Genomic DNA, 14,645 nt, shown 5'->3' on the forward strand with positions numbered 1-14,645 from the left:
TCTGCCTTCCCAGTATTCTGCCGACCGTGGCGCCTAGGCCGCGGCCGCCGTCAATGCCCGCTCGCTCATTCGGCGCCTTGCGGGACTTCGTTCGACCCGGCCTTGGACTTCTTGGCCATGAGCGACTTGAGATCGAACTTGCCGAGCAGCGAGGACTTGGCAGGGCCCGCGCCTTCGTGCGCGCTCGCTTCGCCCGAGCCCTGCACCAACCTCGCCAGGTCGCGCATCGCCGCGGCGGCGCGGGTCGAGCGGTTGGCGTCGGCGAAGGTCTGGCCGAGCTTAGCGGCGTTGCTCGCGGCCTTGATGTCATAGGGGATCATGACGTCGATCGCGGTCTCTATCGAGGCCTCGAAATCGGCCTTGCTGATCTCGGCCATGTTGAGCTGGAGCTTGTTCACCGCGACGATGATCTGGGTGTGCGGCGCGTTGGCCTTGAGCCAGGAGACCAGCCGGATCGTGTCGCGCGCCGAAGCGAGCGTCAGTTCGGTGACGAGCACCACCACGTTCACGTCGGCGAGAAGCTGCGGGAAATTGATCAGCATGTTGCGCGGCATGTCGATGACGGTCATCTCGAACGCCTGGCGGAACTCTTCCTCGAGCTGCATGAACGCCGCGCCATCGGTCATAAGCGGCGAGTTGATCGGCGCTTCTGCCGAAAGGATCGCGAGGTTGTCGTTCGCCCGGATCATGGCGCGCTCGATGAACAGGCCGTCGATGCGGCTCGGGTTCTCGATCGCGTCGGTCAGGCCGCGCCCCGGCTCGAGATCGAGCGAAAGGGCGCCGGTGCCGAAGTGGATGTCGAGGTCGAGCAGCGCGGTCGGCAGCTTGCTGTCGGAGCTGAACAGCCAAGCCAGCGACGATGCGATGGTGGACGCGCCGACGCCGCCGCGCGTACCGATCACTGCGGTCGAGACGTGCGTCTTGGCGAGGCTTCCGTCGGTGTTCTTGGGCGAGGCGAAGACAGCTTGTGCCTGCTGCAGCGCTTCGCGTAGCTGGCCGGGCGAGAGCGGCTTGAGCAAGTAGTCATGGATGCCGCTCGCGATCAGGTCGCGATAGAGGCGCACGTCGTTGACCTGCCCGACCGCGACGACGATCGTCCCGGGCTCGCAGACTTCGGCAAGCGCGTTGATGTCGTTGAGCGGATCGCCGCTCTCGGACAGGTCGACCATCAGGATATTCGGGCTGGCGGTGATCGAGAGCGACTGGACGGCGTTGCGCAGGCCGCCCTTGTTGCATTTCTCGGGCTGCCAGCCGAGTTCGATCGCCACCGGACGCAGCACTTCGAGCGAGGCCTCGTCGCACAGATAGGCGGCAAACTGGTCACGTCCGCCTTGCGATCCGGACTTCCAGGGTGCGTTCATGGGATCAGTTACCTCCGCCGCCGGTGTTGTTTGCCGTCAGGCCGCCGCTGCCGCTGGGCGCTTGCTTGCGATAGCTGTCGATTGCCTTGGTCGAACTCATGACGACCGTCTCGCCGGTTCCTTCGGCTCCGTTGATGAGGTGCTCGGGATTGGCGACCATGGCCGCGAGATTGCTGTTGTTGGCGCAGCCGTAGTTCGAGCTGGTCGCATTGCCGAGATTGACGTCGGACCGGGCGGACCAGTCCGGGCAGCTCGGCACGCTCGCCTTGTGGCGGGTGATGACGACGCGGCTGGTTCCGGCTGCGACGTAGCCGGCCGTGGTCGGCGCGGGGCCGCTCTCGACGAGGATGCCGTGGCGCGAGGCGAGCGTCTCCACGGCGTCGCGGGTCGAACCCGCATTGAGCGGATCGTCGATGTAGACCTTGTCGCCGTATTTCAGGTCCATCGCGTCGAACCAGCCGTCGAGGCGGCGCTGCTCGGAATAGGAGAGGCCGCCCGAGCCGCTGGCGACGTCGAGCGTGTAGTTGACCCGCTCGACCACCGGCTGATGCACCGAATAGAGCGAGCGGTTGCTCGGCATCCCGCCGCAGCCCGCGAGCGTGAGGCCGGTCGAGAGGGCGAGGGCGGCGGCTGCGGTGCGGACCGACAGGCCCGGCTTGCGGGTGTTAAACATCGTCACCTCACTCGTTACAGGTTGAAGCCGGGCGCCGCGGCGCCGGAATTGCGGTCGGACTTGCCGGTCGGCTCGGCGGCACCCACACTGGGAGCCGGCGCGGTGGGCTCGGGCGCGATGGTCGGGCCGGGCCGCCCGGGCTCGCCCTTGCTCGAGTCCATGTTGCCGAGCAGGCGCTGCAGTTCGTTCGGCGCGTTGAAGCCGTCGGTCGGAAGCCTGATGTCCTTCGCGTTGACCGGGTTCACCAGATAGGGCGTGACGATGATGACCAGCTCTGTCTCGCCGCGCCGGTAGCTCGTCGAGCGGAACAGCGAGCCGAGGATGGGAAGGTCGCCGGCGCCCGGGGTCTTGTCGATCTGGTTCTGCGAGTTGTTGCCCATCAGGCCCGCGATCATGAAGCTCTGGCCCGAACCGAGTTCGACCGTCGTCTCGGCGCGCCGGATCGTCAGCGCCGGGATCTGGAAGCCGTCGAGCGTCACCGCGCCCTGGCTGGAGAGTTCGGACACTTCGGGACGCACCCGGATCGAGATCCGCCCGTTGGCGAGCACGGTCGGCGTATAGGCGAGGCTGACCCCGTACTTGCGGTATTCGACCGCCGTCGCGCCCAGGCCCTGGCTGATCGGAACCGGGAACTCGCCGCCGGCTAGAAACTCTGCGGTTTCTCCCGAAAGCGCGGTCAGGTTCGGCTGCGAGATCGTGGTCACGAGGCCGACGCGCTCGGCAAGGTCGAGTGCCGAGGAGATGTCGAGCCCGGCGAGCTTGCCCGCGAAGTTGAGCACCGACTGCCCCTCCACGGGCGTGAAGGCGTACTGGGTGCCGCCGACGACGAACTGGCCGGTCACGGGATTGAACGGTAGCGACAGCGTGCCCGCGGGCAGGCCGTAGAGCGAGGACGCGTCGAGCTTTGGCAGCGACGAGGTGTCGATGTTGCCGATCGTACCGAGTTCGCGACCGCGCGAGAAGCCGAACTGGAAGCCGCCGGTCGTGTCGCGCGTCAGGACATTGGAGCCGATCTCGCGGACCAGCGAGCGGCTGACCTCGGCGAAGCGCACCTGCAGGTTGACCTGAAGCGGCGTTGCCATGCGGAGGCGGCTGATCACGTTGGAGCCGTCGCCGACATAGGCCGCGACGAGGCGCTCGGCTTCGGCGGCGTCTTCGGGGGACTTGACCGTGCCGGTGAGCAGGAAGGTGTTGCTGCCCATCGTCGAAACGCTGATCTGCGCTTCGGGCATGGCGAGGCGCAGCATCGAATCGACGCTGTCGAGGTTCGAGCCGACGCGCACGTTGGCCGACCAGATCACGTCGCCCGAGGCGTTGCTGGCATAGACCGTCGTCGTGCCGCCGGCCTTGCCGAAGACGTAGAGCTGGCGCGTCGACTTGATCTGCACGTCGGCGATCGCGTCGTTGGCCACGAACACGTCGGACATCGTGCCGGGCACGTTGACGAGCTGGCCGTTGCCGATCGACAGCGAGATGTCGGAGGCCGGGCGGATCACCGATTGCGCGGCGGCCGGCGCGGCCGAGAACACCGCGAGCGGGGCGATCGCGCAGGCGGCGCCGATCATCATGGATTTTGCGAGACGGGTCTTCATGGTCGTGCCCTTCGTCGGCTTGGAAGGCATGCTGGAAATGCGGGCCATGGTCACTTGCCCGCCGGTTCTGCGGTGGTGACCTTGCCGCGAGTCACGTTGACGACCGGGCCGGTGGGGATCGTCGGGCCGTTCACGCCGCCACGGGGCATCGGGACGCCGGCGCTCGAGGCCATCGCGGTCATCGCGCGGTTGACCTTCTCTTCCTGCGTCATCGGCCGGGTCGAGCGCTGGAAGCGCGAGACGTCTCCGCCGGTGACATAAGTCGTCGAACCCTCGATCGGGCGGTTCATCGCCTCGCGCATCAGGCGCTCTTCCTCTTCGGGCGAGGCGCCCTCGGGGACCTTGACGTCACCGCTGGCAAGGATGCGTTCGAACTGGGCCTGATTGTCGGCGAGCGAGCGCAGCGACAGGCTGAGCGTGCCGATCGTCTGCGCCACGGCGACCTTCTCCGCGATTCGGGGCGTCACTTCGAGCGTGACGGTGCGGAAGGCGCGCACCACGGTCTTGCCGTCGATCGTCTCGCTCTCGGTCGACTGGTCGGTCGCGAGCACGCGCAGGTTGCGCAGGATCGTTTCGGAGGCCTTGAGCGGCTCGCCCTCGGTGCCCTTGACCGCCTGGGTCAGCACGAGGTCGACGTGGTCGCCCGGGAAGACGAAGCCGCCGACGCCGGTCTTGGCGGATACCGGAATGGTCACGGCGCGCATGCCGGGCGCGAGCGCGGCGGCGAGGAAGCCGCGGTCGCCCGGCGCGACGAGCGCGCCCTGCGTGATCGGCTGGCCCGCGGTGATCGGGAAGCGCACGACGGTGCCGAGCAGCTTGCTCATGTCGGCTTCGCCGTCGATGAAGTAGGCGTCCTTGACGAGTTCCTTGGGCCAGTCCTGGAAAGAAATCGCATCGGCGGTGATGATCGTGCCGGTCGGCAGCGCCCTTTGCGCCACGAGGACCTTCGGCCCCTGCGGCACGACCGGTACAGCCTCGGCCTTCGGCGCCGAGGCGCCGAGGAACAAGGTACGCGCCGCGAAGGCGGTCCCCGCTGCGACGAGCAGCGCCACGACCAGCAGCAGCAGCTTCTTTCTATCCATGGCTAAAATAAGCCCCCTGAAAACCCTGAGTTATCTTGGTGAAGATCGGACAAATTGGTTAAAATCGGGTTCATCCTGCGGTTGTGCTCAATATTCCCGCGGCAAGATGCTGATCGGTAAGGACGAGGAGGCCCGCGGCCGCGATCGCGACGCCGTAGGGAATCGGCAACCGCGACTTCTGGCGCCGCATGATGTGCGTGAGGCCGAGCCCGAGGATCGCGGACAGCGCGAGCGCCACCAGTAGGAGGCCCCAGCCCGCGGGAAGCCAGGCGGCGATGGATCGCGTCGCGGTTTCGCCGAGCAGCGGACGGCCGGTCGCGAGGCCGAAGGTGACGGCCAGCGCGAAGCCGACCCAGGCGATCGCGGCGACCAGCGCGGTCAGATCGCGCATCGCCTCGCCCGGGCGCCGCTTCATGTTGAACAACGCCATCGCGATCGAGGCACCGCCGCCGATCATCGCCATCAGCACCACGAGCTGGAGAAAGTTGGACGGCACGAACCATAGCGCCAGCGCGGTGATCAGCTTGACGTCGCCGCCGCCCATCTGGCGGGTCGCGAACAGCACGCAGGCGACCACGAAGGTCGCCAGGGCCAGGCCGAGCTGGAAGGCGATCTCGACCCAGCCGAGGCCGCTCGCAAGCCAGTACAGCGGCGCGCCCAGTGCGATGGCGAGATTGAGCCAGTTGTCGATCTCGCGCCGCTTGATGTCGGTGAACGCCGCGAAGACCAGTGCCATTGCCAAGGCCGCAAGCAGTGCGTACGAGATCAGGCCGCCGAGCATGGTCCGAATAAAGTCCCTTTGAACCCGGGACGATCTAGCGATTATGCCTTACCAAACAGTAACCAAGCCCTTGAGCCCGCGATTAGCCAAATGGATCAAGCCCTAAGCCCGGTTCCGCGCGCGTTCGATCGCCGGGCGATTCCGGAAGGCGCGCTCGAAGGGCGCTGGCAGGCGGCGGACGGTCATGCGATCCGCCGGATCGACTGGCTCATGCCCTCGGGCGCCTGCCGGGGCTCGCTGCTGTTCCTGCCCGGGCGTGGCGATTGCTACGAGAAGTACCTGGAGGCGCTCGACCAGTGGAATTGCCAGGGCTGGCGGGTCACCTCGATCGACTGGCGCTGGCAAGCGGGCTCGGGCCGCGCCGGCACCGACGATACCACCGGTCATATCGATGATTTCGCGCAGTGGGTCGCGGATCTCGAAGCGTTCTGGGCGAAGTGGAAGGCGGGCACGCCGGGGCCGCACGTGCTGGTCGCGCATTCGATGGGCGGCCATCTCGCCTTGCGCGCGCTCGCCGAGAAGCGGATCGATCCGGCCGCGCTGGTGCTTTCGGCGCCGATGCTCGGCGTCCAGCCCTCGGGTATTCCCGCCTGGTTGCTGCATCTGGCGGCGCGCATCATCGCGCGCTTCGGCGATCCCCGCCGTCCGGCCTGGAAGTCGAGCGAGAAGCCCGGTGCGCTTCCCGCCGAGCGCGACGGGTTGCTGACGTGGGACGAGGATCGCTATGCTGACGAACTGTGGTGGCGCGAACATCGACCCGAACTCGCGATGGGTCCGGCAAGCTGGGGCTGGATCGTGGCCGCGCTCGCTTCGATCCGCGAGTTGGAGAAGCCGGGCGTGCTCGAAGAGATCGACACGCCGGTGCTGATCCTGGCAACCACCGAGGACCGGCTGGTCTCCTATCCCGCGATCGCGCGCGCGGCGCGGCGCATCCCGCGCGCCGAACTCGTCAATTACGGCGGCGAGGCGCGTCACGAGATCCTGCGCGAGGCCGATCCGGTGCGCGATGCCGCTCTGGGGCGGATCGACGAATTTCTCGAACGCTTTGCGCCGGTGATCGACTGACTCCATGACCCAGGCCTGCGATATCGCGATTGTCGGCGCCGGCATGGCGGGCGCGTCGCTTGCCGCCGCGCTGGAGGGCCGCGCGCGCGTGGTGCTGATCGAGAGCGAGGAGGCTCCGGGCTACCACGCCACCGGCCGCTCCGCCGCGTTCTGGACCGAGAGCTATGGCGGTCCGGGCGTCCAGCCGCTGACCAGCGCTTCGGGCCCGGCGCTGCGCGACCTCGGCATGCTGAGCGCGCGCGCGGCGCTGACCATCGGGCGCAGCGGACAGGAACGCGAGGTGGCGGACTTCGCGCGCAAGTTCGCCGATCTCGGCGTCGTGGTCGAATTGCTCGACCATGCGCGGCTCGCCGATCATATCCCCGGACTGCGCGGCGAATGGACGCTTGGTGCTTTCGAACCGAGTTGCTGCGACATCGATGTCGCCGCGCTCCACCAGCACTACCTCGTCGCGGCGCGCAAGGCGGGCGCGCATGTGCGCTGCCGCGCGGGCCTGCGCGCGGCCCGGCGCGAAGGCGGTGGCTGGCGGCTCGATCTCGCCGACGGATCGGCACTGTCGTGCGAGGTGCTGGTCAATGCCGCGGGCGCGTGGGCCGATCCGGTCGCCGGGATCGCCGGGGTGCGGCCGGTCGGGATCACGCCCTTTCGCCGCACGGTCGCGCAGCTCGAGGTCGCGCCGGCGGCGCCCGCGGATCTGCCGCTGGTGCTCGACGTGTCCGAGAAGTTCTACTTCAAGCCCGAGCGCGGCCGCCTCTGGCTCAGCCCGCACGACGAGACGCCGAGCCCCCCCTGCGACGCCGCGCCCGAGGAAATGGACGTGGCCCTCGCGATCGACCGGCTCGAGCAAGTGGTCGACTGGTCGGTGCGGCGTGTCGAGCATCGCTGGGCGGGCTTGCGCAGCTTCGCGCCCGACCGGCTGCCGGTCTACGGCTTCGATCCGGCCGAGCCGCGCTTCTTCTGGTGCGCGGGGCAGGGCGGATTCGGCATCCAGACGGCGCCGGCCGGAGCCGATCTTGCCGCGCGCCTGCTGCTGGGCGAGCCCGCAGGGGCGGTCGATCCCGCGCCGTACGATCCGGCGCGCTTCGCCTGATGCGCGCCGCGCAAGTGCACTTTCGCACATTGCCGGTTCCCTTGCGCCGGGCCGGGCGTTAGCAAGGCAGGCGATCCTTAACCACGCTCAAGGGGAACAGCGATGGCCCATCGTTTCGAGATTCGTCAGAACAAGAAGGGCGAGTACGTCGCCTATTTCTGCTACAACGCCGAGACGATGTTCTGGACCGAGGGCTACACCACCAAGGCCAACGCCAAGAACGCGATCGAATCGATCCGCAAGAACGGTCCCGAAGCGCAGGTCGTCGACACCACGGACTGACCCGTTGACGCGGCCCTGACATGGCGCGGCGAATCGGGACGATATCGGCGGTCGCCGCGTTCATCCTGAGTGCGAGCTATGCCGTGGTGCTCGCGGCGGGTCTCCTCTCGCTCGATGAGCCCGGTCAGCCGATCGGCGATCCGTGGTTCACGCTGCTCGAACTGCTGATCCTGGCGCTGGCGCCGACCATGGTCGTGCTGATGGCGGCGGTGCACGTGAGGGCGCGCGAGGCGAGGCGGGTTCTCAGCCTTTGCGCGCTGGTCTTCATTGGCATCGTCGCGGCGCTGACCAGCGCCGTGCACATGGCGATCCTCGTGCTCGGCCGTTCGCCGCAGATCGCCGAGGCGCCGTGGTCGTCGGTGCTGCTCTCGTTTCGCTGGCCATCGTTGGTCTACGTGCTCGACGTGCTGGCCTGGGATCTGTTCTTCGCGCTCGCCATGCTGTTTGCCGCGTTCACCTTCGAGGGCGGGGGACCGCCACGCGCGATCCGGTCAGGGATGATCGCGAGCGGGCTGCTGTCGCTTGCGGGCCTTGCCGGCGTCGCGCGCGGCGACATGGACCTGCGCAACGTCGGCATCCTGGGCTACGCGATCGTGTTTCCGGTGGTCGCCCTGCTGCTCGCGATCCTGTTCGCGCGCGAAGACCACGAAGCCCGCGTCTGACCAGATCTGCCGCCAGTGGCCGGGCTTGCGGCTGATCTCCGCGATAAGCGGCGCCTGACGGGCGCGCCACAGCACCAGCGCCGAAGGACGATAGCGCTGCTCGACATAGGCGAGGCCAAGCCGGCCGGCGCGGATCGCCATCATGTCCTTCCACTCCGCGCGCGAGTAGCGGTAGAAGCGGCCGTCCATGGCGACGCGCCATTCGGGATAGCCGGTGTCGATCAGCGCGCCGCCCTGCGCGGAATCGGCGAAGATCGTGCCGCTGGCGCCCGTCTCGCGCAGCTTCTCCATCGCCTTGAAGGGGATGTGGTTCGAGAAGGAGGGCGGAAAGAGGGCGACGGCGAGGGCCGCGACGATGGCGCATGCGATACCCGCCAGAGCGACGGCGCGCTTGTCGCGCGGTTGCGTGGCGGCCTCGGGCCCGGCGGCGGGCTGTTCGGCGAAAAGCCGCGTCGCCGCCAGCGGCGGGACCAGCGCGATCGCGTAGAAGAGCACGAAGCGATAAGCGGCGACCGTCATCAGCAGAAGCGCGGCGGCGATCGCGAGCGAGGTGAGATCGAGCGCCCGTCGCCGTGGCCACAGCAGCCGCGCGGCGAGCGCCGTGATCAGCAGAACGGGCACCGCGACCAGGCGGTTCAACGGAGCGATCGCGGGCAGCCACTCGCTCACGCCGACCATCACCGCCAGCTCGGCGTTTTTCGCCGAGGTCGCGAAGATCGCGAGGCCGTCCGGCGTAAGCAGGACACTGGCGGCGGCGAACAGCGCGAATGCGGTTTCCGCCAACGGAGCCGCCCGCGTCCGGTCGCGCCAGAAGACGAGCCACCCCGTCGCCGCAGCCGCCCCCATCGCGATGGCGGCGACCGCCACCGAGGGATGCAGGTTCTGCCAGATGGCGAGGAGCAGGCACCCGAGCGTGATTTTCGGCCCGGTGCGCAGCGGCAGCATTCGCAGCGCGAGCAGCAGGCCGAAGCACAGCGCGGCCAGGCTCTGCGGCCGCAGCATCGCCATCGGCAGCGCCGCGACCATGCCCGCAAGCCAGGCGAAGGCGATTGACGGCGCAGGTGCCCCGAGCCGCCGACAGGCAAGGCCGACGGCCGCGAAGCCGCCCGTCCAGCACAGCGCGTCGAACAGCTTGAGGCCGCTCCATCCGAACAGGCCGCGTACGCTTGCCATGATCACCTGGCCCCCCCAGGCCACGTGCGAGAGCGGCTCGCCGAGGTGAAGCTGGGAGAAGGGCTCACGATCGACGAGTCCGCCGCGCGACACGATCAATTCACCCAGTCTGAGCTGCCAGAAGATGTCGGAGTCCGAAACCGGGCGCAGGTAGATCAGCAGGACCAGCGCGGTCCAGGTCGCCACGAGCGATGCGTCGCCCGTCAGCAGCGACTTTTCGGGACGCCAGCGCCACGCGGTCTGATGCCGCTCGCCGACGGTCTGGATCTGCGCGACTGGCATGGCGCTCCGCGTTCGACTGCTCCGGCGCCGCGCTCGCGGCCCTTCGGCAAAGTTGAGAATAGGTTCACGGGCATCTAGGTTTATATCCTTAATATCCCCCTATCCCGGGCCATGCCGCGGCAGGCAGCGGATCGGTGCGCGAGGGCACGGCTTCGCCGTCCCGCCCGGAATCCCGGGCAGGAAGCGCGGATCAGCGCCCTGGGGGTGTCAGTGTCGCGGGGGTGTCAGGATCTCGCCGCGTCGGCCGCGTCGCTCGCCAGTTTGTCGACGCGTTCGTTTTCGACGTGGCCGTCGTGGCCGCGGACCCATTGCCAGTGGACCTCATGGCGCTTCACCGCCTCGATCAGGTCGTGCCACAGGTCCGCGTTGCGCACCGGCTGCTTGCTGGCGTTGACCCAGCCCTTCTTCTGCCAGCCGTGAATCCACTTGGTCATGCCGTCGATCACATACTTGCTGTCGGTGTGGATGGTCACCTCGCACGGCTCGATCAGCGCGCGCAGCGCCTTGACCACCGCGGTCATTTCCATGCGGTTGTTGGTGGTATCGGGTTCCGAGCCCGAGAGTTCCTTCTCGTGCTGGCCCATCCGCAACAGCACGCCCCAGCCGCCGGGGCCGGGATTGCCCTTGCATGCGCCGTCAGTGAAAATGTCTACTTTCTTCAATGCTTCGCCCCGCAGCGGCCGCTCAGACCCTGAAGACGTCCGCATGGCCGGGCTCGGCATAGAACTCAAGCCTGCGCGCGAAGGTCATCGGGTCCTTGGGCGTGACCAGTGCGTCGGCGGGCGTGTTCATCCAGTCGTAGGCGCGGGTGGCGAGAAAGCGCATTGCCGCCGCGCGCCCGAGCAGCGGCAGCGCCGCACGCTCGGCGTCCGAGAGCGGCCGCACAGCTTCGTAGCCCTCGAGCAGCGCGCGCGAGATCTCCGGCTCGAAGCGGCTGCCCTCGTCGGTGAAGCACCATGCCGCGTGCGTGACCGCGACATCGAACGCGGTGAGATCGGTGCAGGCGAAGTAGAAGTCGATCAGCCCGGAAACTTCATTGCCGAGCATGAGCACGTTGTCGGGGAACAAGTCGGCATGGATCACGGAGCGCGGCAGTTCCGCGGGCCAGTGCCGCTCGAGCACGGCGAGCTCGCGCTCGACCAGCCCCGCGAGTTCGGGATGGATCGTTTCGAGCCCCTCGCGCCCGCAGGCCGACAGCAGCTTGCGCCAGGTGGCGAGGCCCATCGAGTTCTCGCGCTCCATCGGGAAATCGGCGACCGCACGGTGAACCCGCGCCAGCGCCGCGCCGACCGCGCGCGCCTGAGCGGGCGTGGGCGCGCTAACCGAAACGCCGGGGAGAAACTCGATCAGGGCGAGCATCTTGCCTTCGTGCTCGCGGAACTTGCGGTCCTGCCGGTCGTGGATCGTGCGCGGCACCGGGCACTCGCGCGCGGCGAGATGGTCGAGCAGGCCGAGGAAGAACGGCAGGTCGGAAACGTCGGTGCGGTCTTCGTAGATCGTGAGGATGAACCGCCGCGTCGCGCCGTTCTCGCCGGCGGTCTCGACCAGCCAGTTGCTGTTCGAAACACCCTCGGCGATGCCCTTCGCGGACAGCAGGGCGCCCACGTCGAAGGCGCCGATGATCGCCGCGAGAGCCTCGGCGCCAAGCTTGGTATAGACGGCCATTCGCGGTCGGTCAGTCGACGAGCTGGCGGGGCAGCTTGAAGGTGATTCGTTCGCGGGCGGTCACCACTTCCTCCGCCCGCACCTCGCGCACCTCGCGCAGCCGCGCCAGGACTTCCTCGACCAGCGCCTCGGGCGCCGAGGCGCCGGCGGTGATGCCGAGCGTTTCCACGCCGTCGAGCCAGGCGGAATCGATATCCGTGGCGCGCTGGATCATCTTCGCCGTCGCCCCCGAGCGTTCGGCAACTTCGACCAGCCGCAGCGAGTTCGAACTGTTCGGCGCGCCGATCACGAGGACGAGCTGGCACTGCGGCGCGATCTCCTTGATCGCCGCCTGCCGGTTGGACGTCGCATAGCAGATGTCCTCGGCCTTCGGCGCGGTGACATTGGGAAAGCGCGCGCGGATCGCCTCGATGATCGCGGCGGTGTCGTCGACCGAAAGCGTGGTCTGCGAGAGATAGGCGAGAAGAGCGTCGGCCGGAAAGTCCAGCCGGGCGACGTCGTCGACCGTCTCGACCAGCGTCATCGTGCCCTCGGGGACCTGGCCGAAGGTGCCGATAACCTCGGGATGGCCCTTGTGTCCGATGAACAGGATATGCCGCCCCGCCTCGATCTGGCGCTCGGCCTGGCGGTGGACCTTGCTCACCAGCGGACAAGTCGCATCGAGCCAGTCGAGCCCGCGCCCGGTCGCCTCCGCGGGCACCGACTTGGGCACGCCGTGCGCCGAGAAGATCACGGGCACTCCGTCGGGAACCTCGTTCAGCTCCTCGACGAAGACGGCGCCCTTGGCGCGCAGACCCTCCACCACATAGCGGTTGTGGACGATCTCGTGCCGCACGTAGACGGGCGCGCCGTAGCGCTCGAGCGCGCGCTCGACGATTTCGATGGCGCGGTCGACGCCGGCGCAGAAGCCGCGCGGCGCGGCGATCAGCAGCCGCAGCGGGCGCGAACGGGCGGGAAAGGGCGCATTCATGTCGAGGCATCTAGCGCTTTGCCGCCCGCCTCGCTAGGGCGGGCCGAGGAATTGCCGAGGATCTCATGATGAATGCACGCCGCCGCCTTGCCGCAACCGCCCTTTGCGCCGCTGCCGGGCTGGCCACGCTCGGCGGCTGCCGCTCCAAGGGCGACATCGTCGTCGATCAGGGCGTGGGCATCACCGCCGTGCGGTCGCGTTGCCCGGCGGTCGGCATCCCGGACTATACCGGCGACGTCACGTTGTTCCGTGGGGCCGAAAAGACCGCCGGCAACATCGACGTCGTCGCCGCGATGACCAATGTGCGTTCGACCTGTTCCGAGGATTCGGACAAGGTCTTCGCCAACGTCAGTTTCGACGTTCTGGCGCGGCGCACCGATCCGAGCGGCGCCCGCCAGGTGACGCTGCCCTACTTCGTGACGGTGCTTCAGGGCGGCACGTCGGTGGTCAGCAAGCGCGTCGGCTCGATCACGCTCGACTTCGCCGACGGCGCGGTTCGCGCGCAGGCGCGCGGCGAGGGCGGAGCCTATATCGACCGGAACGCGGCGACGCTGCCCGATGACGTGCGCGACCGCATTACCCGCCGTCGCAGGGCGGGCGATTTCGACGCCGCCATCGATCCGCTGGCCGACCCGGAAGTGAAGGCCGCCGTGGCGCGGGCGTCTTTCGAAGTTCTGGTCGGCTTCCAGCTCGACGACGCGCAGCTCACGTACAACGCCACGCGCTAGGGTCGCTCCGAGGCGGATTGCGCGGCCTCTATGGCTTGCCGCGCGGCGATCGTGATCGACTTGCGCGTCGCCAGCGCCTCGGGCGCGATCGGCGGGAGCACATGCAAGGTGACGTCGAGACGCCGACGGCGCGCCAGAATCCGCAGGACGTTCGCGAGACCCGGCTCCTCGCCGACCCAGGCGATGTCGGCCCGTTCCGTGCCATAGTCGATCCACAGCGGCACGACGCTCACGCCTTCGGGCAGCGGAGTGAGCGCCGAGACCAGCGACGACTTGAACGGGAGCAGCGGCTCGCCCGGACCCGTCGTCCCTTCGGGAAACAGCGTGAGCGCACCCGTGTCGGCGAGCGCTGCCCGCACGTCGTCGATCTGGCCCGAAACGCCGCGGCGGTCATGGCGGGAGACGAACACGGTGTCGTTCATCCGGCAAAGCCAGCGCAGCGGACCGAACGCGGCCAGTCCGTCGTGCGCGACGAAGGCCGATCCGGTCGCGCCGGCGATCGCGAGGATGTCGATCCAGCTTACGTGATTGGCGATGAAGAACGCCGGTCCCGCAGGCAGCGTGCCGGTCGTCTTCACCCGCGCCCCGGCAATCCGCGCCGTTCCGCCGAGAAAGCGCGAGGGGACGGGGTTGGGGCGCGTGAAAGGCCGCAAGGCGAAATAGGCCGCCAGCGCCAGCGACAGCCAGATGAGGAATAGCGCGATACGAAACGCGACGATCGGCCAGCGCTCCGGCGAAATTCCCCGCGCGCTGCGATTCGCGTTCACTCGCTGCCCGCTTCGCCCTTCTTCTCGAGGCGAACGCCGAACAGTTCCATGCGATGGTCGACAAGCCGGAATCCGAGCCTTTCCGCGATCTGCCGCTGGAGCGCTTCCAGTTCGGGATCGACGAACTCGATGACATTGCCGGTTTCCACGTCGATCATGTGATCGTGGTGCGCTTCGGGCGCGGCTTCGTAGCGCGCGCGACCGTCACCGAAGTCGTGACGGTCGAGGATACCCGCCTCCTCGAAGAGGCGGACCGTGCGATAGACCGTCGCGATCGAGATGCCCGGATCGATCGCCGCCGCGCGCTCATGCAGTTTCTCGACGTCGGGGTGATCGTCGCTTTCGGACAGAACCCGCGCGATCACGCGGCGTTGTTCGGTGATCCGAAGACCGCGCTCGGCGCAGAGCGCCTCTATATCAATGGACTGATGCACGTCGGTACTCATAGAAGAAATTGCCGCGCCCGCCAATT

At 68.2% G+C, this 14,645-nt stretch carries 15 protein-coding genes; 4 read left to right on the forward strand and 11 right to left on the reverse strand.

Translation table 11 applies throughout. The features are described 5' to 3' along the window. Positions 1-65 precede the first annotated feature (65 nt). The 5 genes from B2G71_RS03510 to B2G71_RS03530 form a co-directional block, all read right to left on the reverse strand. Positions 66-1,361 (reverse strand): pilus assembly protein CpaE, encoded by a 1,296-nt coding sequence (locus tag B2G71_RS03510; protein ID WP_098104333.1) that lies wholly within the window; start codon positions 1,359-1,361, stop codon positions 66-68. 4 nt (positions 1,362-1,365) lie between these two features. Continuing rightward, positions 1,366-2,034 carry a CpaD family pilus assembly protein gene (locus tag B2G71_RS03515; RefSeq protein WP_098104334.1) on the reverse strand — a complete coding sequence of 223 codons (669 nt, stop codon included), beginning with the start codon at positions 2,032-2,034 and terminating at the stop codon, positions 1,366-1,368. A 14-nt stretch (positions 2,035-2,048) separates the two neighbouring features. Beyond that, positions 2,049-3,626: a type II and III secretion system protein family protein gene (locus B2G71_RS03520; RefSeq protein ID WP_240529986.1), complete on the reverse strand. Its 1,578-nt coding sequence runs from the start codon at positions 3,624-3,626 to the stop codon at positions 2,049-2,051. A 50-nt stretch (positions 3,627-3,676) separates the two neighbouring features. Next, positions 3,677-4,708: a Flp pilus assembly protein CpaB gene (cpaB, locus tag B2G71_RS03525; RefSeq protein ID WP_098104335.1), complete on the reverse strand. Its 1,032-nt coding sequence runs from the start codon at positions 4,706-4,708 to the stop codon at positions 3,677-3,679. Between the two features lie 70 nt (positions 4,709-4,778). Beyond that, positions 4,779-5,489 carry a prepilin peptidase gene (locus B2G71_RS03530; RefSeq protein WP_098104336.1) on the reverse strand — a complete coding sequence of 237 codons (711 nt, stop codon included), beginning with the start codon at positions 5,487-5,489 and terminating at the stop codon, positions 4,779-4,781. 90 nt (positions 5,490-5,579) lie between these two features. Here B2G71_RS03530 and B2G71_RS03535 point away from each other — a divergent pair, with 90 nt between their 5' ends. The 3 genes from B2G71_RS03535 (at position 5,580) to B2G71_RS03545 (ending at position 7,926) form a co-directional block, all read left to right on the forward strand. Then, the gene (locus B2G71_RS03535; RefSeq protein ID WP_098104337.1) at positions 5,580-6,554 is read left to right on the forward strand and encodes an alpha/beta hydrolase; all 975 of its coding nucleotides are present in this window, start codon (positions 5,580-5,582) and stop codon (positions 6,552-6,554) included. A 4-nt stretch (positions 6,555-6,558) separates the two neighbouring features. Further along, on the forward strand, positions 6,559-7,644 hold the full coding sequence (locus B2G71_RS03540) for an FAD-dependent oxidoreductase (protein WP_098104338.1): 1,086 nt from the start codon (positions 6,559-6,561) through the stop codon (positions 7,642-7,644). 102 nt (positions 7,645-7,746) lie between these two features. After that, a complete protein-coding gene (locus B2G71_RS03545; RefSeq protein WP_098104339.1) occupies positions 7,747-7,926 on the forward strand; it encodes a DUF1508 domain-containing protein in 180 nt (59 codons plus the stop codon). A 491-nt stretch (positions 7,927-8,417) separates the two neighbouring features. Here B2G71_RS03545 and B2G71_RS24325 read toward each other — a convergent pair whose 3' ends face one another. The 4 genes from B2G71_RS24325 to ispH form a co-directional block, all read right to left on the reverse strand. Continuing rightward, a complete protein-coding gene (locus B2G71_RS24325) occupies positions 8,418-10,043 on the reverse strand; it encodes a hypothetical protein (protein WP_206049268.1) in 1,626 nt (541 codons plus the stop codon). 224 nt (positions 10,044-10,267) lie between these two features. After that, positions 10,268-10,705 (reverse strand): ribonuclease HI, encoded by a 438-nt coding sequence (gene rnhA, locus B2G71_RS03565; RefSeq protein ID WP_098104343.1) that lies wholly within the window; start codon positions 10,703-10,705, stop codon positions 10,268-10,270. A gap of 22 nt (positions 10,706-10,727) precedes the next feature. After that, positions 10,728-11,708: a homoserine kinase gene (gene thrB, locus B2G71_RS03570; RefSeq protein ID WP_098104344.1), complete on the reverse strand. Its 981-nt coding sequence runs from the start codon at positions 11,706-11,708 to the stop codon at positions 10,728-10,730. A 10-nt stretch (positions 11,709-11,718) separates the two neighbouring features. Further along, positions 11,719-12,678: a 4-hydroxy-3-methylbut-2-enyl diphosphate reductase gene (gene ispH, locus B2G71_RS03575; protein ID WP_098104345.1), complete on the reverse strand. Its 960-nt coding sequence runs from the start codon at positions 12,676-12,678 to the stop codon at positions 11,719-11,721. A 68-nt stretch (positions 12,679-12,746) separates the two neighbouring features. On the opposite strand from ispH, the gene B2G71_RS03580 reads away from it, so the two are divergent. After that, positions 12,747-13,406, forward strand: coding sequence for a hypothetical protein (locus B2G71_RS03580; protein ID WP_098104442.1), 660 nt, complete (start codon positions 12,747-12,749; stop codon positions 13,404-13,406). Here B2G71_RS03580 and B2G71_RS03585 read toward each other — a convergent pair. Continuing rightward, positions 13,403-14,173, reverse strand: a complete 771-nt coding sequence (locus B2G71_RS03585; RefSeq protein WP_098104346.1) for a lysophospholipid acyltransferase family protein — start codon at positions 14,171-14,173, stop codon at positions 13,403-13,405. The genes B2G71_RS03580 and B2G71_RS03585 overlap by 4 nt on opposite strands. Further along, positions 14,170-14,607, reverse strand: a complete 438-nt coding sequence (locus B2G71_RS03590) for a Fur family transcriptional regulator (protein WP_098104443.1) — start codon at positions 14,605-14,607, stop codon at positions 14,170-14,172. Before B2G71_RS03590 ends, B2G71_RS03585 begins: the two co-directional genes overlap by 4 nt. Positions 14,608-14,645: the final 38 nt, after the last annotated feature.

Origin of the sequence: Novosphingobium sp. PC22D (assembly GCF_002556635.1) — a bacterium.
Taxonomy (GTDB): domain Bacteria; phylum Pseudomonadota; class Alphaproteobacteria; order Sphingomonadales; family Sphingomonadaceae; genus Novosphingobium.